Below are 17,222 nucleotides of genomic sequence, written 5' to 3' on the forward strand. Positions count from 1 at the left end.
GGTAACCGTCAGGCCTTTTCCAGGGTACACTGCAACGGGTGCTGGTTCTGCCGGGCGAAATCCATCACTTGGTTCACTTTGGTCTCGGCGATTTCATACGGAAAGATGCCGCAGACGCCGACGCCCTTTTGGTGAACGTGCAGCATGACGCGGGTGGCCTGCTCCATGTCCATGTTGAAGAACCGCTTGAGAACGAGGACCACGAACTCCATCGGGGTGTAATCGTCGTTCAGCATCAGCACTTTGAACTGGCTGGGCTTTTTGGGCTTGGCGCGCGTTTTCGTGGCGACGCCGACCTGTTCGTCACCGCCGTTGCCCGGCCCATTGTTGGAATCGCCTTCGCCCCCGAAAGGCATGATCCGGACGGACATGGTCGGAGGCACGGAAAGGCTGGAATCGGCGATTGCGGAAGTCATGATGGCCAGAATATCGTACCGGGGCACCTTATAACAAGATGCCCCGGCCCATATTCTCGGAAATTGACGCTCCGCCGGTCGAAGAATTGCTTCAATCAACCGACGTTAGCGGCATTGTCGCTTCAGACCGAAACCGAGCGCGCTTTTTGCATGGCAATGCTCATGCGGCCGGAAATCGGCGCGAACGAGTCGCTGAACAGCTTGAGGAATGCTTCGCTGTTCTTCGAGCTGTGCGCGACGGCACTGTCGAAGTTCTTGCGAACCATGTCGCTCTGGATCTTGAAGAAATCGGTAGGCGACTTGGCCGCTGCGAGTTCCTTGATGTCACCGGTCATGGCTTCGAAAGCGGTGCGGCCTTCGGAAACCAGTTCCGAACCGATGCTCTGAACGCCTTCTGCAAAGATCTTGCCCGATTCAACATAGGCTTCGACATTGCCCTTGGTGAATTCGGTCACTTCGCCAAGAACGCTGGTGCCCTTTTCGAAGGCAGCCTTGGCCTTGATCTGGGCGTCGGTCATGGCGGTCTGCAGACCAGCGAAGTTATTGCTCATATCCATAGTCGTTTCCTCGAGCATGAAATTGGAAAATAGTCCTGCGAAGACGGGCTTGGTATTTGAAACGGTCTCTGCCGTTTTTTCTTCGGCCGCCTTTGGACTTGTGAGCGCCGCGACCTGGCTTTTCACTTCCGTGGCAACCTTGCTGGCCGGCGGGGTCGGGACGACCGGTGCCGGGACAACCTTATCAACCGATTTGGCCTGCGCAGGCGCGGCTTCATCGGCTTTGAACTTTGGCTTAGGCCCAGGCTTGCCCTTTGCGGCAGCGGGCTGAGCGAACGGTGGCTTCACCGCCGCAGCGGGCTTGGCTTCCGGAACCTTGGGAGCGGCCACTTTTTCGGTCACCGGTTTGGCTACAAGCGGAGCAACCGGCGCGGGAGCTTTCACTTCCGCCTTGCTCAGTGCCGCCACCGAAGTCGATGCCGCCGGCGTCTCTGTCGGCTTGCTGGCGACCGTGTTCGCTTTTACCGGGGCCGGCGCAATAGGGGCCGCGCCCTTTGCGGCCGCGACAACTGGCGATGCAGACGGCTTGGCGACAGAAGCACCCTTCGCGGGGATTGCGACTGCGGATTTGTTCTTCTGGTCTTCTCTATCGGCCATACGTTTCAATCCAGCCTCTTTTGAAAACGAAAAATCAGTCGGGGCGTAATCCCGCACAAGCGACGGATGCGATTCGACCACCTGAGTTGCTGCGGTGCAAAATATGATTTTGCACCCGCGAAGTCAAGCGCCTTATGCTGCAGTGCAACATAAGGCGCTTGAGATCCAGATTATACTGCTGTTATGGCACTTTAGTGGCACCTGCCGTGCCGCAGAACTATCGCCCGGCGACGTATCTTCCGGGTGCATCTTCGATCACCCGATCACCCTTGCCGCCCGGTTTGCGCTTTCCCTTTGCTGGCACTTCTTCGCTGCTGCGGCCTCGGATCCATTCCGCCCAGTGGGGCCACCAACTTCCCGGATGCTCTTTAGCGCCGGCAATAAAGTCACTCAGCGTTTCGGGCGAACCATCGTGGGTCCAGTACTGATATTTGCCGGAGGACGGGGGATTGACCACCCCGGCAATGTGCCCTGACCCTGCCAACAGGAAAGTCGCCGGTCCGGTGACATAGCGCATCAGCTTCCAGACGCTGGTCGGTGGGGCAATGTGGTCTTCCCGCCCGGCCTGCACGTAGACCGGGGTCGAAATTTTCCTGAGGTCAATCGGGGTGTCGCATGCCTTCAGGGAATCGGCCACCACCAGGCGGTTGTCGCGATACAGGTCTCGCAGGTAATCACGATGCCACCGGGCTGGCAGATTGGTGACATCGCCATTCCAGTGAAGCAGGTCGAAAGCGGGGTATTCCTCCCCTTTCAGGTAGTTCTTTTCGACGTAGTTCCAGATGAGATCGTTGCCGCGCAGGACGTTGAACGTCGCAGCGAGATAGCGTCCATCGAGGTAGCCTTCGGGCGATAGGCGACCCACAGTGTCGATCTGGTGATCGTCGATGAAGTGCTTGAGATCCCCCGCATCCTCGAAATCCACCTGCGCGGTGAAGAACGTCGCACTCGCCACCTTGTCCGCCTCGCCCTTGCGGGCCAGTACGGCGAGCGTTGCCGCCAGCGTCGTACCGGCGACGCAGTAGCCGATGGTATGCACGGACGGCACGCTCAGCCGCTCACGCACCGCGTCGACCGCTTCGATCTGCGCCGCGATGTAATCGTCCCACAAAAGATCGGCCATCGACGCATCGGCTGACTTCCAGGACACCATGAAGACGGTGATCCCCTGCTCCACGGCCCAGCGAACGAAACTTTTCTTGGCGTTGAGATCGAGGATGTAGAACCGGTTGATCCACGGCGGGAAGACCAGCAACGGCGTCTTTAGAACCGTGTCGGTGGTAGGGGTGTACTGGATCAACTGGTAAAGCGGCGTTTCGAACACGACCTTGCCGGGCGTCACGGCGATGTTTTCGCCAAGCACGAACGCATCCGGCTGGGTATGGGTCAATTGGCCTTTGCGCATGTCGGCCAGCAGGTTCTCGAAGCCCCGAACAAGACTTTCGCCCCGCGTCTCCGCCGCCTTGCTGAGTGCCACCGGGTTGGTCAGCGGGAAGTTCGCGGGGCTGAGGGCATCGACCATTGTTTTCGTCGCGAACATCAGTTGTGCTTTGCGGGCCGGTTCCATCCCCTCGACCGCTTCGGCCATGCCCACCATGTTCTCCGCCAGCATGAGATAGGCCTGGTGCAGAAACGCGAAGAATGGCTGCTTGCGCCATTCGGGATCGGCGAACCGGCGGTCCTGTCGCGGCAATTCCGGCTCAGGGGCCGATCCCTCGCCTTTGGCCGAGGGACCGAGGCCGTATGCTCCGAACACCGTGTTGGCGAGCGCCAGTCCGTCATCCCAAAGCTTACGCTGCACGTCCGGGTTGGCGAAGGGCAACTGACGAAACACCGATTCCGCCGTACCTATCCACTTTGCGGGATCAGCGAAATGCGGCGGCGTGTCCGACGTTACCTTGGCGATCTGCTCGACCTGAAAGGTGGTCCATGCGGTCTGCATTCGCCCTACCACGTCAGCCCACTGCACCACCGCTTCGCCTTCTGGCGAGCCTCCTGCCGGCGCCATCTGCCCGAACAGCGTCGCAAAGCCGTTGGTAAGCGCCTGCGTCTGGGTGCGCATCAGGTCACTCACAAGATCGCCGTTGTCGGTGGCCATGGGCAGTCGATCTCCGTGGTGGTCGCTATCGTGGTACGGCACTGAGTTTGAATGTCCGGGCGGTCGATGTCGAGTCCTCGCATTCACCAATGAAGAGTGCGAAACCCGCGATACGCCTGTTTGTCAGCAATTTTCTTTCACGATCGCCCATTTGCGAGAATCGCGGAATACCCTACAGGAGCGCGGCGGCGATACCGCCGCGAAGCAACTGGATCACAGAGGTCATGGAAGACGAGTTCTACCGCATCAAGCGACTGCCGCCCTATGTCATCGCCGAAGTGAACGCGATGAGGCATGCAGCACGCCAGGCGGGCAAGGACATCATCGACCTCGGCATGGGCAACCCCGATCTGCCGCCTCCGCAGCACGTGCTCGACAAGCTGTGTGAAGTTGCGCAAAAGCCGGGCGCGCATGGCTATTCGCAGTCCAAGGGCATACCTGGGCTGCGCCGCGCCCAGGCGAACTATTACGCCAATCGCTTCAACGTCGAACTCGACCCTGAACGCGAAGTCGTGGTGACGATGGGATCGAAGGAAGGCCTGGCCAGCCTCGCCACCGCGATCACGACGCCCGGCGACGTGGTGCTGGCGCCCAACCCCAGCTATCCCATCCATACCTTCGGCTTCATCATTGCCGGGGCGACGATCCGCTCGGTGCCCACCACCCCAGACGAAAATTATTGGCGCTCCCTCGACCGCGCGATGGCCTTCACCGTCCCGCGCCCCTCTATCCTGATCGTCAATTACCCGTCGAACCCCACGGCCGAGACGGTCGATCTGGCGTTCTACGAGCGATTGGTCGCCTGGGCGAAAGAGAACAAGGTCTGGGTCCTGTCCGACCTTGCCTATTCCGAACTGTACTACGACGGTCAGCCGACCCGGTCGATCCTGGAAGTGCCCGGCGCGAAGGACGTGGCCGTGGAATTCACCTCCATGAGCAAGACGTACTCGATGGCCGGTTGGCGCATCGGGTTCGCGGTCGGCAACCAGCGCCTGATCGCCGCCCTCACCCGGGTGAAATCCTATCTCGATTACGGCGCATTCACGCCGATTCAAGCCGCTGCCTGCGCCGCGCTGAACGGCCCGCAGGACATCGTCGAACGCAACCGCCAGCTGTATCAGAAGCGCCGCGACGTCATGGTCGAGGCGTTCGGCCGGGCCGGATGGGATATTCCGGCGCCAAAGGCCTCGATGTTCGCGTGGGCGCCACTGCCGCCAGCCCTCAAGGACATGGGAAGCCTCGAGTTTTCCAAGCAGCTGCTCACGCACGCCGAAGTAGCTGTGGCCCCGGGCGTAGGTTACGGTGAAGATGGCGAAGGGTTTGTGAGAATCGCGATGGTCGAGAACGAACAGAGACTTCGTCAGGCGGCCCGCAATGTTAAGCGTTATCTAACGTCAATGGGTATTAATACCCCGGCTACTTGACCCATAACGAACCAACCGACGGAATGTTTGACACATAAGGTGAGTTGTTAATTAACCCTGTAAGATTATACGTGTTGCTCCTTAGTGGCGTTATCCGTCAGATTATAATGATCTGAGTTATGGAAAGCCGGAAAGCGGGGGGCCGATGGCGAACCTTGGTAAACAGATGAAAACGGCCCATGCCTTTCGGTGGCTTGGGTCAACCAGAATGCCGGAGAGCATCGACCTGCGTGAGTATGGGTGGGTGCTGGATGATGCGATCGAGCCCGGCGCGGACTGCATCGGGCTTTGCCAGTCTGGACGCCTCGACAGCGCCGACTGGCAAGCCCTGATGTCGTTTCCGGTCGAAGCGCGTCGATTCCTGCTTATCGTTGGCGCCAACACGGCGGCCGAACGGACACGGTTGATCAAGGCGGGGTTCGGCGAAGCGCTGGCCGATCCAACGGACGGAGGCGAGTTCGCCGCCCGCGCCGCCCGACTGGCTGAGCAGACCAGTTGGTTGCCTCGTTACCGCCGGTTCGGCGATCTCGAACTGGATCTGTTGGCGCGCGAGGCATACGGTCGCGGCGTTCCACTGAACCTCAACCCACGCGAGTTCGCGCTGATCTGGCGTCTGGCGGATACCCCGGACGAGACGGTCAGCAAGCAGGATCTGATCCAGGACGTCTGGCGCATGGGCTTCGTGCCGGAAACCAACAGCATCGCCGTCCACATGTCGCGCCTGCGCCGTAAGCTGGACTTCGTGGACATGGCCGGGATGATCACGACGGGAACGACGGGCGGCTACTGCCTGTCCGCCGTGGAAAAGCGCGTGGTCAAGCCGGTCGGCATGCCATCGTTCAAAACCTCGTCGATCTCACCGCCAGCGTTCTGATCTAAGGTTGTTGTTCACGCGTCAGGGCGGCAAGGTCGCCCGGCGTGTTGATATTGGGGATCGTCGCCCCGGTTTCGATCAGGCGCGCACCGATCAGTTCGGCAAAATGCAGCATGGAATGGCGATCCTGGCTCTCCAGAAGCGCCTCCAGCGTGCCCGCCGCCGAAGCGGGCCAGACTCCGATCACCGGCTGCTGGGCCAAGCAGGCAGGCGCGCTTCCCAAAAGCTCCGGCAGATTATCCGGAAGCATCGCCGCATCCACGCCGCAGCTCAATACGGTTTCATATCCTTCGTCCACGGCATGCCGCAGCGCCGCCGCCAAGCCACCCAGCGGCCCCATGCCTGCGCGCGGCCAGTCGGGCAGTGTCGGTGCCGGCGCTGTTTCCCGGCCTACGACGATGACATGTTCGCACCAGCCGGACAGCCCATCAACGGCGAGCGAGATCAGCGAATGCCCGTCAAGCTGTGCCAGAGCCTTGTCGCTCCCGAACCGGCTCGACAAACCGCCGGCCAGAACCGCCCCGAGAATCATGCGACCACCTTTCTTGCGTAGAATGGGCCGATCCGAAAACTCAAATTGCGACACGGATCAGCCGCAGGAATGCCAAGGATGCGGGCAAATCGCGGGCCTGCCAAGCCACCGATCCGACATTTCCGGTATTCTCGACACCAAAATCTCCAAGCCCATGCGAAACCCGTTGCGCTGACCCGGATCGCTTGCTAGGCGGCCAGTCCTCCACACGGATGGCCCGATGGCGGAGTGGTGACGCAGAGGACTGCAAATCCTTGCACGCCGGTTCGATTCCGGCTCGGGCCTCCAAAATCCTGTTTGGCGAGAGCTGCCAACAGTTGGAAAAATCCCTGTTTCCTGCTATTTTATGGGTAATCGCTGGTTGTCAGCGACTGCCCTTATTTGCCTGTAGCCGCAGACGATGGGGGCCTAATTTGGGGGCTTTGCGAAGCCCCCACGGAAGCGAGGCCCCCAATGGTGCTGACCGATACCGCGATCCGTAACGCCAAGCCCAAGGACAAGCCCTACAAAGTCTCAGATTCGCAGGGACTGTACCTCTTGGTTAATCCGAGGGGTAGCAAACTTTGGCGGGTAAAGTACCGAATGAACGGCGTGGAGCGAAAGCTGGCGCTCGGATCATATCCCGAAATCACACTGGCTGAGGCGCGATCAGCGCGTGATGCGGCCCGCCGGCAGCTCGCCCATGCGGTTGATCCCAACGTCGCCAAGCGTCAGGCGCGCATTGAAGCCAGTATCCGCGCCAGCAACAGTTTCGCGAGCGTAGCCGAGGAATTGATTGAAAAGAAAACGCGGGAGGGGCTGGCAGAGCCGACATTGGAAAAGATGCGCTGGTTCGTGAAGCTGCTGGGCGGCGATTTCGGCAGGCGTCCCGTTACGGAGATCACGCCGCAGGAACTGCTACACGAATTGCGGAAGCATGAGCGGCGGGGCCGCCTGGAGACGGCGAATCTCCTCCGGGCATTTGCCAGCCGCGTGTTTCGTTATGCGGTAGCGACAGCGCGAGCCGATCGCGACCCGGCCCAACTGCTGATGGGGGCGCTGACAACAGCGAAGGTCAAGCATTTCCCCGCGATCACTGATCCCGCCGCTTTCGGGGCGCTGCTCCGGGCCATCGAGGATTATCAAGGCGATCCTGCCGTCATGTACGCGCTGAAACTAACGCCGCACGTTTTCCAACGTCCGGGCGAAATTCGGCAAATGGAATGGATGGAGGTTGATTTTGAAAAGGCGGTTTGGATCATCCCGGAAGGGAAGATGAAGATGCGCCAGCCCCACTCGGTGCCTTTGTCGCGGCAGTCGCTCGCGATCCTAACCGATATGCGCTGCCTATCTGGTTCCGGACAATATGTGTTCCCGTCGATCAGAACGCGCGCGAGGCCAATCAGCGATAATACAATCAACGCGGCCTTGCGGCGCATGGGCTATACAAAGGAGCAGATGACCGCGCATGGTTTCCGTACGACAGCATCTTCGCTGCTGAACGAGTCTGGCAAATGGAACCCCGACGCCATCGAGCGCGCGTTAGCGCACATGGTGGCGGGCAGCGTCCGGCGCATCTATAACCAGTCGGCCTATTGGGCGGAGCGTGTTGCCATGGCGCAATGGTGGAGCGATTATCTGGACGAGTTGCGGCAGGGTGGAAACAGATGACAGGCAGCCCTGGCGAAAGATGGAAAGTCTTTGCGGACGGGGATGATATCGATGATGTTCCGCTCTGGAAGGTGCTGGCAAAGATCAGGGCGGATGATCAGGACGAGGGTTTCAGCCTGAATGCGGCGTTCCTCAAAGGGATAAAGCCGCGCTTCTCACGGTCTTACAATCTCGCCATCGGAATAAGCAGCATTTTCGGGTTTCTGGCTCTTTTTTCCCTGATCGGCCTTGCAGCGGCGACTCGATCAGAATCTTCCGACTTTTTCTATTATTGTACCTTGCTGATGCTGGCAGGAACCATCGCCCCCTACTTGTGGCGGCGGGCCTATCAATATGGTCTGGCAGTCCCGGATGCCCCGCTGGGATTGCCCCACCCATCCGATCCATTGTTTGACGAGGTGTTGGGGCATTTGCAGAAGGTCGATGGCCCGAGAGCCTATTACATCTCCCGCTTCGGCAAAAAGCGGATTGCTCTCAACCGCCGCCAGTTCTTCGGAAGGTTGCGCTACTTTCTGTTATCCGAGCAGGGCGATGACCGGGCGATAGTCATGCGCTTTCCGACCGCCATGTCCCTTCCGGCCGACCTTTATCTGCATCGCGAGGACATGGAGAGAATGCTGGCGATGAGCGCGCCGAAGCGTTCGGGCGGCCCTGGCCGCAACGTCAAATATGCCTATGTCGAGGCGGCCTTCGATCTGCGCGCCGATCCAAGGCTCGCCACGCTGGACCTGAACGACGAGGCGGCGGCGGTGCGTTCGCTGACCGATTGGTTTGACGAGTGGTTCGACAGCGCGTCCAACGTGTCCGGCGATATTCCCAAGCGCGACCGGCTGACGCCCTACGCCAGAAAAATCTACGCTCACCTCAAACAGTCCGCGTCTTCCGACGACCGCTGAGCACCGCTTCTGATTTTGGCGAATCGGGAATGGCTTTTCGGCGCACGGCGTCTGTTTTCGGTACGGCGCGCCATCGGCGGATTTCTGCGGCTTTCCCATTACGGGGAGGACCGCTGGCAATCCTGTGCAACCGGACATGTCTCCCGCCGCCAGTCGGCCAACATGGAGACGCACATGGAACCTCTTGCCCTATCCATCAATGACACCGCCAAGGCGCTCGGCGTCGGGCGATCGTCGGTCTACGCCTTGATAAAGTCGGGTGGCCTCGACGCCATCAAGATCGGCCGGCGCACGCTGCTGACCACCGAGTCCGTCCGGCGCATCGCCCAGCCCCGACCCCTCGCTTAAACCAGAGCCGCTTGCCGGTCCCGGCCTAGTCGCCGGGCGGTCCGGTCGCGGCTGCATCCCCAACATGAACAACCCCACACAATCGTGTTTTCACGAAAGGATGATTCATGCCTTCCATCCGCAACACCATCGATTGGCTGGCTGCACGGCTGCGGGGCCAGTCCCATGTCACGCTGCGCTTCACGGTCCATCAGCGGCTTGCGCCCATCGTCGAGCCGCTGATCGAGCGGCTGCTGCCCTTCGATGACGATGGCGAGACCTACCGCTGCTCGATCAGCCACTGGACGCTCGACGAACGCCCCGTTCTGCACACCCACCGGGGCGTCATATCGACCCTGCGGGTGGATGGCCCATTGCAGAATGCAGGCGGGACCTATCTCCCGCTGGGCGGACTGATCGAAGCCCCGCATGTCACCGCGCATCTCGATCCCATCTCGGCAAGGCAGCTCGACAACCGGTTGCAGGATGCCATCGACGAAGTGATCCAGAATTGGATCATCGAACACGGCCTTTACGACCAACCCCGTCAGCGCCGGGAGATCGATCGCCCCAGGGCCGACCGCGAAGCCAAGCGGATCATCGCCGCCTGGGTGCCCGATGCCACCGCTGACGCTTCGGGCGAAGCCTGCCGGGAAGGATCGGACCATGCCTAATCCGGTCGCCCTACGGACAAGGTTGCGGGGCTGCGATGCTACGCATCGAGCCGACAATTCAGATACACACCTCACGCACGGGTGCATCCAGCTTTTCTGCGGGTTTGAGGGGATGCGGATAGCATCCCGTCAAATGCGGTGGCGCGGAAGTGGCGCTATTGCGCCATTTTCCGAGATGGCGAATAGCATCTCGGTTGGAGCGGCATCATGAGCGCCCGCGCCCAGACCGTGCGGCTCTCTCCAGCCCAGCATCGCACCCTTGCCGGCTTCGCCCGGCAACGTGGCCTCAGTGAATATGCCATGCTCGCCCGCGTCGTAGACACGGGGCTGGCCGCCCTCGTCCAGGGGACGGGCAGCGCGATCGACACCCGCGAGATCGTGACCGAACTGGCGTCGGTCAGCACCCGCATCGTCGATGTCGAGCGGATGCTGGACCGCGCGCTGTTCACCGCCTGCGCTGCCTATTGCTACGCCCGCAGCGCGGCGACCGGCGCGCGCAAGAGCGATGCGATCCTCACCGAGGAGATCACCGCCGCCTATAAGCGCCAGCGGGGCCTCGCACGGGAGAACCGGCCATGACCCGCCCCGACGATCGCCGCAACCATGCCGATGCCCTGCGCAAGCATCATCTCAGCACGCAAGGCGCGCGCCTCAAGCGGCAGGCCCTCGTCCTGCTGGCCTCGGTTGCCCTCGGCGGACTGGCACTGCCAAACATGATGCTGGGCCGGGACGCGATGCTCGCCACCGGCACTTTCTACTGGGCCAGGACCAAGCTCTGGGCCGTGTCCGGCTGGGAGACCGACACGGGGGTCGACGTGCACTTTCCCGACCATATCGAGAAAGGGCGATCGGCGGGACAGATCATCGCCCATCCCTATTTCCAGCGGCGCGTCGATCTTGTCTGGTCCTATGGAAAGTGGGGCAGTGTGCTGGGCTTCGGCACCTGGCTTGTGGGCCTGATCGCCTTGCGCGGCGCGATGGCGCGGCGACGCGAGCGCCTCCTGGCCGATCGCTGGATCGGCGGAACGCAAGTGGTGGACGAGAAGCAGCTTGCCAGGCTGACCGGCAGGCAAGCTGACGCCCGCACCCTGTCGATCGGCAAGGTGCCGATCCCCGCTCGTCTGGAAACCCGCCACATGGCGATGATCGGCACGACCGGTAGTGGCAAGACCACGGCCTTGCGGCAATTGCTCGATGGGATCGAGGCGCGCGGCGAAGCCGCCCTCGTCTACGACACCAGCGGCGAGTTCATCGCCCACTATTACGATCCGTCGCGCGGCGACGTGATCCTCAATCCATTCGATGCCCGTTGCGCCTTCTGGTCGCCCTTCGCCGAGATCGCCCATCCGGCCGATGCCGACCGCATCGCCCACCAGCTCATCACCGAGACCGGGCAACACGACAGCGACGTGTGGCTCGATACCAGCCGTATCCTTGTCGCCAACATGATCCGGGCCTTGTGGCAGGAGAACAGGCGCACCCTGCCCGACCTGCTACATGCCCTGAAGAACCGCCCCAAGGACGACCTCAAGGAATGGCTCGCCACCAGTTCATCGGCCCGCACCTTTGCCGACGATGCCGACCGGGCCACGGGCAGCGTGCTGTTCATGCTGGCGAAGGCAGCGGACCTGATCCAGTTCCTGCGTGCCGAGGACGGCAAGGCCAAGCCCTTTGCCTTCCGCAGCTTCATTGAAGCGCTGGACCGGCATCCCGGTGCGCGGCCCTGGATATTCGTGCCAAGGAAGGAGGACTATTTCGAAGCCTCGAAGCCGCTGCTGGCTTGCTGGCTGGAATGTGCGGCCAGCGCGGTGCTGGGCCTGCCCCCTTCCGAGGACCGGCGTATCTGGTTCGTGCTGGACGAACTGGCCGACCTGCCGCGCGTCGACAATCTGGTGCGGCTGCTGCCCGAGGGCCGCAAGTTCGGCGCTGCGGTCGTGCTGACCTTCCAGGCGCTGGGGCAGATGCAGCACCGTTATGGGCCGCAGATCGCCGAATCCATGCTGGGCTGCTGCAACACCAAGCTGTTCCTGCAAACCATCGACAGCGACACACGGCAATGGGCCAGCCAGACCATTGGCGATTGCGAGATGGAGATCCGCACCAAGACAGACATGCTGGGTGACGGCGACGAGGGCCACCGCATCAACTTGGGCAGAATGCGCGAGGTGCGGCCAGCCGTCATGGAGAGCCAGCTACGCCTCGCACGGCACGAGGGCTATCTGCTGCTGCCCGACGGCTTGCCGGTGGCCAGGATCAGGCTGACCGCCGATCACATCGCGCGGCGCGGCGATCCCCACCAGCCGGGGTTCATCGCCGCCGATCCGTCGACCATGCTCTGGGGGCAGGCCTCGCAAGCTGTGCCGCCATCACCGGAGCCGTCGTCGTCACCGTCCCCGAAGCCCGACAGTCAGGGACCGGTGTGATGGTAGCTTCCGTTTCTGCCCTCACCAGTTCAGCGCAGGCCAGCAGCTATTATGAGGCCGACGACTATTATGCCGAGGGCGGGCTATCGCCCTCCCAATGGCAGGGCCAGGGTGCGGAGGCGCTGGGCCTGTCCGGCGAGGTGGATCGCGATCAGTTCCGCGCCTTGCTAGACGGCAAGGTTGGCGACCAGCAGCTTGGTACGTTCCGCGACGGGCTGTTGGAGCATCGCCCCGGCTGGGACGTGACCTTGAGCGCGCCCAAGTCGGTGTCGATCATTGCCGAGGTTGCGGGCGACCGGCGGTTGATCGAAGCGCATGGGCAAGCCGTTAAAACGGCGCTGGCCCATGTCGAACGCCATATGGCGGCCACCCGCATCCGCGATGGCGGCACGGTCGCCCGCGAGGCGACCGGCAATCTGGTGATCGCGAGCTTCCAGCACGGCACCAGCCGCGCCCAGGACCCTCAGCTTCATACCCACAATGTCATCATGAACGCGACGCAGGGCGAGGATGGCGCGTGGCGCAGCCTCGAACCGCGCGCGATCTACCAGCTTCAGAAGCAGATCGGGGCGATCTACCGGCAGGAACTGGCGCAGAAGGTCCGGGAACTGGGCTATGAGATCGAGGCGGGAAAGGATTCCCTGTTCGAGATCAGGGGTGTTTCCACCGCAGTCATCGAGGCGTTCAGCACCCGCAGCGCGGAGATCGAGGCGGCATTGGCGGAGCGCGGTACGTCCCGCGACACGGCAAGCGCCATCGAGAAGCAGGTTGCCACGCTCGATACCCGCGAGGCCAAGGTTGCCGCCGATCATGGGAGCCTTGTTGTGGAGTGGCGGGAGACAGCGGCCAAAGCGGGGTTTGGCGCCGAGGCAAGACTGGCGATGGTCAGAGAGGCCGAAGCGAAGGCCGCCGATCCTGCCCATCGCGCGGCCATGGAATTGCAGGGGGAGAATGCAGCAGCCCGTGCTGTCGCCCATGCCGCCGACAAGCTGGGCGAGCGGCAATCGGTGTTCTCCGCTGCCGCCTTGCAGGAGGAGGTTGGAAGGATCGGACTGGGTCGGATCGGTTACGCCCAGATCGGGGAGGCGATCGCGGTGGCGACGAAACAGGGCGACTTGCTCGCCCGCACGCATATCGACCGGCGCGGTGCGGAGTTCGCCGGGTTCACCACGCGGCAGAATGTCGAAACCGAAGCCAGGATGCTGCGGATCGAGGCAGAGGGGCGCGGCTTGCTCGCTCCCATTGCGTCGCCGCTTGCCGCTGCCAGGGCTGTTGCCAGCGCAGCGGCGCAGGCCGAGCGCGCAGGCCATGGCTGGAATCCCGATCAGCGCGCCGCCACCGCGCAGCTTCTGACCAGCCGCAACCGGATCACTGCCGTCCAGGGCTATGCCGGCACCGCCAAGACCACGACCGTGCTGGCGATTTTCGCCCGCGAGACCGAGGCGCGGGGGATAGCGGTGACCGCCCTGGCTCCGACCGCGTCAGCGGCGATGGTGCTGGGCGAGGCGCTGGGCACGCGCGGCGATACCGTTGCCCGCCACTTGCTGTCGCCAGAGAGGTCCGATCCCACCCGGCCCGCCGCGTGGATCGTGGACGAGGCGTCGCTGTTGTCGGCGCGCGATACCGCGCGGTTGTTCGATCTGGCCGCGAAGCATGATGCCCGCATCGTGCTGGTCGGCGACGTGAAGCAGTTAGGGTCTGTCGAGGCGGGTGCGGCCTTTGCCCAGTTGCAGGGCGCTGGCATGGAAACCGCGAGACTTGTCGAGATTGTGCGGCAGACCAATTTTGCCACCAAGGAGGCCGTGCTGGCGTCAATCGAGGGGGATGCCAGGAAGGCTCTTGCCGCGCTGGACCGGGGTGGTGGACAGATCATCGAGAGTGCGGACCGTGCTGCGCGCTTCACCGTTATCGCTGAGCGATATGCCGGGCTGGATAAGGCTGGGCGTGCCCGCACGATCGTTATCGAGCCATCGCGCGAGGGGCGCGATGCGCTGACAGCCGACATTCGTGCGGCGCTTACCCGATCGGGCGCGCTGAACGGGCCTGCCGTCACGGTGGAAGCCCTCGTCAACAAGGGGCTGACCCGTGTGGAGGCGCGCGATCCGTTGAGTTACGACAAAGGCGATGTAGTGCGCTTCACCCGCGACTATGCCGACAAGGGTGTGACGCGGGGCGCAGCCTACCGCGTCGAGAGCATCGATCCGGCCAAGGCCGCCATCGCGCTCAAGACCGAGGATGGGCGTGAGGTGGACTGGCGCTTGCGGCAATGGGGTGCGGGGCATGCCCAGACCTTCTCCGCCCAGCCGATCGACTTGAAAGCCGGTGATAGCATCCGCTTCACTCGTAACGACCGCGAGGCGGGCCGGATCAATGGCGGACGCGGCGAGGTGATCGCCGTCGATCAGCAGGCCCGCACTGCCACCGTCCAAACCGGGCGAGGAACGACTGAAACGCTCCATCTTGATGCTGCTCGCGACCGGCATATTGCCCATGGCTATGTTGATACAGCCTTTGCTGCCCAGGGGCGCACAGCCGATCACGTGATCATCCATGCTGACAGTAAGGCGGCCAATCTGGTCGATCAGAAATCCTTCTATGTGGGAATATCCCGGGCGAAGGAAACCGCCACTATCTTCACCAACGATCGTGGCAAGCTGGTTGCCGGGATTGGTGAACGGGCCGGGCAGGTGCAAACTGCCATCGCTCAGGCGGCGGCATCCGGGTTGGCGGCTGGCACCGCGAAGGGAGCTGGTCTTGGGTGAGGCTTGGCTTACGCCCACAAGCCTAAAGGGGCGGCGTAAATTAGTTGTCTTATCCCGTTTTCTAGCCCACCGTTTGTTTGTTTGCTTCACCGAAAGAATGACCAGGGCGGCGGACGATCCGGAACGGGAGGTTTTGGAATCCGGAACGGGATAGCGGACGTTCGAACCGGTCGGAGTTTGCATCAATCCTTGCCGCTGGGCCTGTACCAGCGTCCTTAAACAAAAATAGATTGCAGGCGGCATGATGTACCACGGTGCTAAGACTATGCCGCTGCACTTTCAGACGCTGTGGTGAATATACCGCGTTGCGCTGGCCGCGATCATCCCGGCCGCTGCCGATCGAGAACTACCCACCTCGCCAAGAGTGAATTTTGCAACCGGAACAAAATGGATGCGACGCGATCTGTCGCCTCTGCTCTCCACAATGCGAATCGCGACGACTTGAGTCGCATCAACGATGGAGAAGCAGCATGAGCAAGGGTCGAAGCAGCGGCAGCTACCGCAGCGCGATCAGCGGGCGGTACGTCACCGCCAAACACGGCAAGGCCAGTCCGCATACGACCGTCCGCGAGAGCGCCGGTCGGAGCGGGAGTTCTGGTCCCCATTACCGCAGCGCCATCTCGGGCCGGTACGTCACGACCGCGCACGGGAAGGCCAGCCCCCACACCACGATCAAGGAGAGCTGATCATGGCGAAACGTTATGTGCGCGCCACCGGCAAGGATAGGCAGGGCGACATTACCCGGCTATGCAATTCCGGCGAATATTGGTCGCCCCGCAGCAAGGCGGATGCGATCAGCGACATCGAACTCGGCCTGCATGAATATTGGGTCAACTGGGCAAGTGCGCCCGAAACCAAGATCCGGGTGGTCAATGGGTCGACCGGCAAATATCTCCGGACCGACCGCGACACCACGTCGCGCAACAATCTGGATGATCTCCCCGATTGCTGAGAGCGTTACTGCCGACAGCCGGGATCTGGGCCGGAGCTGCACGCTCCGGCTCCGGAACCAGGTCAGGGCATCGAGGGAAAGTCCGAACGTCGATGCGCCGCGACCATCTGTACGAGTTCGGGCGGAGAAATAACCTCCACCGTGTCGCCCCACATGTAGAGGTGCCAGCACATCTCGAGCAGGCCTGCGGCTCGAAACCGCACGACGAGCGAACCATCCCGCTCTCGCTCCGTGGTCTGGGTCGGATGGAAAAGAAAGCCTTCGGCTCTGCTGACCGCTTTGGGGGCGAAGCGCCAGGCGACATCATGAATGCCGCCTTCCTGCTGGTAGGAACCGAAGCATCGCTCGGCATGCGCATTCAGGTCGAACCCTTCCTTGCGCACGAAACTCTGGGGAAGAACGGTTGCCTCCTCGATTGCATCGACACGGAAATGCTGAATGCCGCCGCCGACCTTGCCCAGATCGACGGCAACGAGATAGCGCCGTGCCCCGAGCAACAGCCCGTGCGGAGCCACCACGCGCTCGCGCGCGACCGTGTCCTTCCAGCCGCGATAGAGAATACGCAGTTGAGACGTGCCCTTGAGCGCGTTGGAGATAGCCACGTCCACCGTCTCGCTCCCCAACGGACGAGGGCCTGGGCGCGCGGCATGGCCGAGTGCCATGAGGAGCGCTTCCTCGTCCGCCGCGAGGCGGCGGCTGCGGTCATCGGGAATGAGCGCGAGGATCTTAGCGTGGAGGCAGCGCAGCGCCCCGACCTGGTCCTTCCCCGCGCCCTTGCCTAGCATGTCGAGCGCCAGGGAAAGCGCCGCCATTTCCTCAGGCGTCGGCGCTAGCAACGGGGCCACCGATTTATAAGGCAGTTTCCAGCGCGCCTTGTCCGAGTCCTGGTCCTTCACTTTCTCCAGTTCGGGAAAACATTGCCCCAGCGCACGGATTACGCGCTGCGCCGTGCGATAATCCCGCTCGAGAACTTCTTCGATCTCGGCCAGACTGACGCCGCGCATGGATGCCGCCCTTGCCGCGACCGTCAGCAAATCAAT

The 17,222-nt window shown here is 62.3% G+C and carries 16 protein-coding genes and 1 tRNA gene; 12 read left to right on the forward strand and 5 right to left on the reverse strand.

Going from position 1 to position 17,222, the window contains the following annotated elements:
- Positions 1 to 8: 8 nt before the first annotated feature.
- The 3 genes from clpS to ACZ1JM_RS10720 form a co-directional block, all read right to left on the reverse strand.
- Entirely contained in the window at positions 9 to 356 is a 348-nt protein-coding gene (gene clpS, locus ACZ1JM_RS10710; RefSeq protein ID WP_465135042.1) for an ATP-dependent Clp protease adapter ClpS, read from the reverse strand.
- A 182-nt stretch (positions 357 to 538) separates the two neighbouring features.
- Positions 539 to 1,570 carry a phasin family protein gene (locus ACZ1JM_RS10715; RefSeq protein WP_465134789.1) on the reverse strand — a complete coding sequence of 344 codons (1,032 nt, stop codon included), beginning with the start codon at positions 1,568 to 1,570 and terminating at the stop codon, positions 539 to 541.
- A 217-nt stretch (positions 1,571 to 1,787) separates the two neighbouring features.
- Entirely contained in the window at positions 1,788 to 3,668 is a 1,881-nt protein-coding gene (locus ACZ1JM_RS10720) for a PHA/PHB synthase family protein (protein WP_465134790.1), read from the reverse strand.
- A 224-nt stretch (positions 3,669 to 3,892) separates the two neighbouring features.
- On the opposite strand from ACZ1JM_RS10720, the gene ACZ1JM_RS10725 reads away from it, so the two are divergent.
- Both ACZ1JM_RS10725 and ACZ1JM_RS10730 read left to right on the forward strand, forming a co-directional pair.
- On the forward strand, positions 3,893 to 5,092 hold the full coding sequence (locus tag ACZ1JM_RS10725; RefSeq protein WP_465134791.1) for an LL-diaminopimelate aminotransferase: 1,200 nt from the start codon (positions 3,893 to 3,895) through the stop codon (positions 5,090 to 5,092).
- Positions 5,093 to 5,300: 208 nt separating this feature from the next.
- Positions 5,301 to 5,966 (forward strand): winged helix-turn-helix domain-containing protein, encoded by a 666-nt coding sequence (locus ACZ1JM_RS10730; protein ID WP_465134792.1) that lies wholly within the window; start codon positions 5,301 to 5,303, stop codon positions 5,964 to 5,966.
- A 1-nt stretch (position 5,967) separates the two neighbouring features.
- On the opposite strand, the gene mobA is transcribed toward ACZ1JM_RS10730, so the two are convergent.
- Positions 5,968 to 6,498: a molybdenum cofactor guanylyltransferase gene (gene mobA, locus ACZ1JM_RS10735; RefSeq protein WP_465134793.1), complete on the reverse strand. Its 531-nt coding sequence runs from the start codon at positions 6,496 to 6,498 to the stop codon at positions 5,968 to 5,970.
- A 214-nt stretch (positions 6,499 to 6,712) separates the two neighbouring features.
- Here mobA and ACZ1JM_RS10740 point away from each other — a divergent pair.
- The 10 genes from ACZ1JM_RS10740 (at position 6,713) to ACZ1JM_RS10785 (ending at position 16,182) form a co-directional block, all read left to right on the forward strand.
- A tRNA-Cys gene (locus ACZ1JM_RS10740) sits at positions 6,713 to 6,786 on the forward strand.
- A gap of 165 nt (positions 6,787 to 6,951) precedes the next feature.
- Positions 6,952 to 8,148, forward strand: coding sequence for a tyrosine-type recombinase/integrase (locus tag ACZ1JM_RS10745; protein ID WP_448536816.1), 1,197 nt, complete (start codon positions 6,952 to 6,954; stop codon positions 8,146 to 8,148).
- Positions 8,145 to 9,044 (forward strand): hypothetical protein, encoded by a 900-nt coding sequence (locus tag ACZ1JM_RS10750; protein WP_465134794.1) that lies wholly within the window; start codon positions 8,145 to 8,147, stop codon positions 9,042 to 9,044. The genes ACZ1JM_RS10745 and ACZ1JM_RS10750 overlap by 4 nt, the downstream gene beginning before the upstream one ends.
- Positions 9,045 to 9,059: 15 nt before the next feature.
- A complete protein-coding gene (locus ACZ1JM_RS10755) occupies positions 9,060 to 9,392 on the forward strand; it encodes a helix-turn-helix domain-containing protein (RefSeq protein ID WP_465134795.1) in 333 nt (110 codons plus the stop codon).
- A 107-nt stretch (positions 9,393 to 9,499) separates the two neighbouring features.
- Positions 9,500 to 10,045, forward strand: coding sequence for a hypothetical protein (locus ACZ1JM_RS10760; protein WP_465134796.1), 546 nt, complete (start codon positions 9,500 to 9,502; stop codon positions 10,043 to 10,045).
- A 207-nt stretch (positions 10,046 to 10,252) separates the two neighbouring features.
- The gene (locus ACZ1JM_RS10765) at positions 10,253 to 10,624 is read left to right on the forward strand and encodes a hypothetical protein (RefSeq protein ID WP_465134797.1); all 372 of its coding nucleotides are present in this window, start codon (positions 10,253 to 10,255) and stop codon (positions 10,622 to 10,624) included.
- Complete coding sequence (locus ACZ1JM_RS10770; RefSeq protein ID WP_465134798.1) at positions 10,621 to 12,468, forward strand: type IV secretion system DNA-binding domain-containing protein; 1,848 nt, start codon at positions 10,621 to 10,623, stop codon at positions 12,466 to 12,468. Before ACZ1JM_RS10765 ends, ACZ1JM_RS10770 begins: the two co-directional genes overlap by 4 nt.
- Positions 12,468 to 15,230 (forward strand): MobF family relaxase, encoded by a 2,763-nt coding sequence (gene mobF / locus ACZ1JM_RS10775; protein ID WP_465134799.1) that lies wholly within the window; start codon positions 12,468 to 12,470, stop codon positions 15,228 to 15,230. Before ACZ1JM_RS10770 ends, mobF begins: the two co-directional genes overlap by 1 nt.
- 470 nt (positions 15,231 to 15,700) lie before the next feature.
- The gene (locus tag ACZ1JM_RS10780) at positions 15,701 to 15,916 is read left to right on the forward strand and encodes a hypothetical protein (RefSeq protein WP_279728805.1); all 216 of its coding nucleotides are present in this window, start codon (positions 15,701 to 15,703) and stop codon (positions 15,914 to 15,916) included.
- 2 nt (positions 15,917 to 15,918) lie between these two features.
- Entirely contained in the window at positions 15,919 to 16,182 is a 264-nt protein-coding gene (locus ACZ1JM_RS10785; RefSeq protein ID WP_279728804.1) for a DUF3892 domain-containing protein, read from the forward strand.
- A gap of 62 nt (positions 16,183 to 16,244) precedes the next feature.
- Here ACZ1JM_RS10785 and ACZ1JM_RS10790 read toward each other — a convergent pair whose 3' ends face one another.
- Positions 16,245 to 17,216: a helix-turn-helix transcriptional regulator gene (locus ACZ1JM_RS10790; protein ID WP_465134800.1), complete on the reverse strand. Its 972-nt coding sequence runs from the start codon at positions 17,214 to 17,216 to the stop codon at positions 16,245 to 16,247.
- Positions 17,217 to 17,222: the final 6 nt, after the last annotated feature.

It is taken from the genome of Novosphingobium sp. BL-S-24, assembly GCF_055521575.1.

What these genes read in the sequence shown, in the direction of transcription:
- ACZ1JM_RS10715 (WP_465134789.1), bottom strand. Translation starts at nt 1,570, where the DNA reads ATGGCCGATAGAGAAGACCAGAAGAACAAATCCGCAGTCGCAATCCCC.
- mobF (WP_465134799.1), top strand. Translation starts at nt 12,468, where the DNA reads ATGGTAGCTTCCGTTTCTGCCCTCACCAGTTCAGCGCAGGCCAGCAGC.
- clpS (WP_465135042.1), bottom strand. Translation starts at nt 356, where the DNA reads ATGCCTTTCGGGGGCGAAGGCGATTCCAACAATGGGCCGGGCAACGGC.
- ACZ1JM_RS10780 (WP_279728805.1), top strand. Translation starts at nt 15,701, where the DNA reads ATGAGCAAGGGTCGAAGCAGCGGCAGCTACCGCAGCGCGATCAGCGGG.
- ACZ1JM_RS10760 (WP_465134796.1), top strand. Translation starts at nt 9,500, where the DNA reads ATGCCTTCCATCCGCAACACCATCGATTGGCTGGCTGCACGGCTGCGG.
- ACZ1JM_RS10725 (WP_465134791.1), top strand. Translation starts at nt 3,893, where the DNA reads ATGGAAGACGAGTTCTACCGCATCAAGCGACTGCCGCCCTATGTCATC.
- mobA (WP_465134793.1), bottom strand. Translation starts at nt 6,498, where the DNA reads ATGATTCTCGGGGCGGTTCTGGCCGGCGGTTTGTCGAGCCGGTTCGGG.
- ACZ1JM_RS10770 (WP_465134798.1), top strand. Translation starts at nt 10,621, where the DNA reads ATGACCCGCCCCGACGATCGCCGCAACCATGCCGATGCCCTGCGCAAG.
- ACZ1JM_RS10745 (WP_448536816.1), top strand. Translation starts at nt 6,952, where the DNA reads ATGGTGCTGACCGATACCGCGATCCGTAACGCCAAGCCCAAGGACAAG.
- ACZ1JM_RS10730 (WP_465134792.1), top strand. Translation starts at nt 5,301, where the DNA reads ATGCCGGAGAGCATCGACCTGCGTGAGTATGGGTGGGTGCTGGATGAT.
- ACZ1JM_RS10750 (WP_465134794.1), top strand. Translation starts at nt 8,145, where the DNA reads ATGACAGGCAGCCCTGGCGAAAGATGGAAAGTCTTTGCGGACGGGGAT.
- ACZ1JM_RS10785 (WP_279728804.1), top strand. Translation starts at nt 15,919, where the DNA reads ATGGCGAAACGTTATGTGCGCGCCACCGGCAAGGATAGGCAGGGCGAC.
- ACZ1JM_RS10765 (WP_465134797.1), top strand. Translation starts at nt 10,253, where the DNA reads ATGAGCGCCCGCGCCCAGACCGTGCGGCTCTCTCCAGCCCAGCATCGC.
- ACZ1JM_RS10720 (WP_465134790.1), bottom strand. Translation starts at nt 3,668, where the DNA reads ATGGCCACCGACAACGGCGATCTTGTGAGTGACCTGATGCGCACCCAG.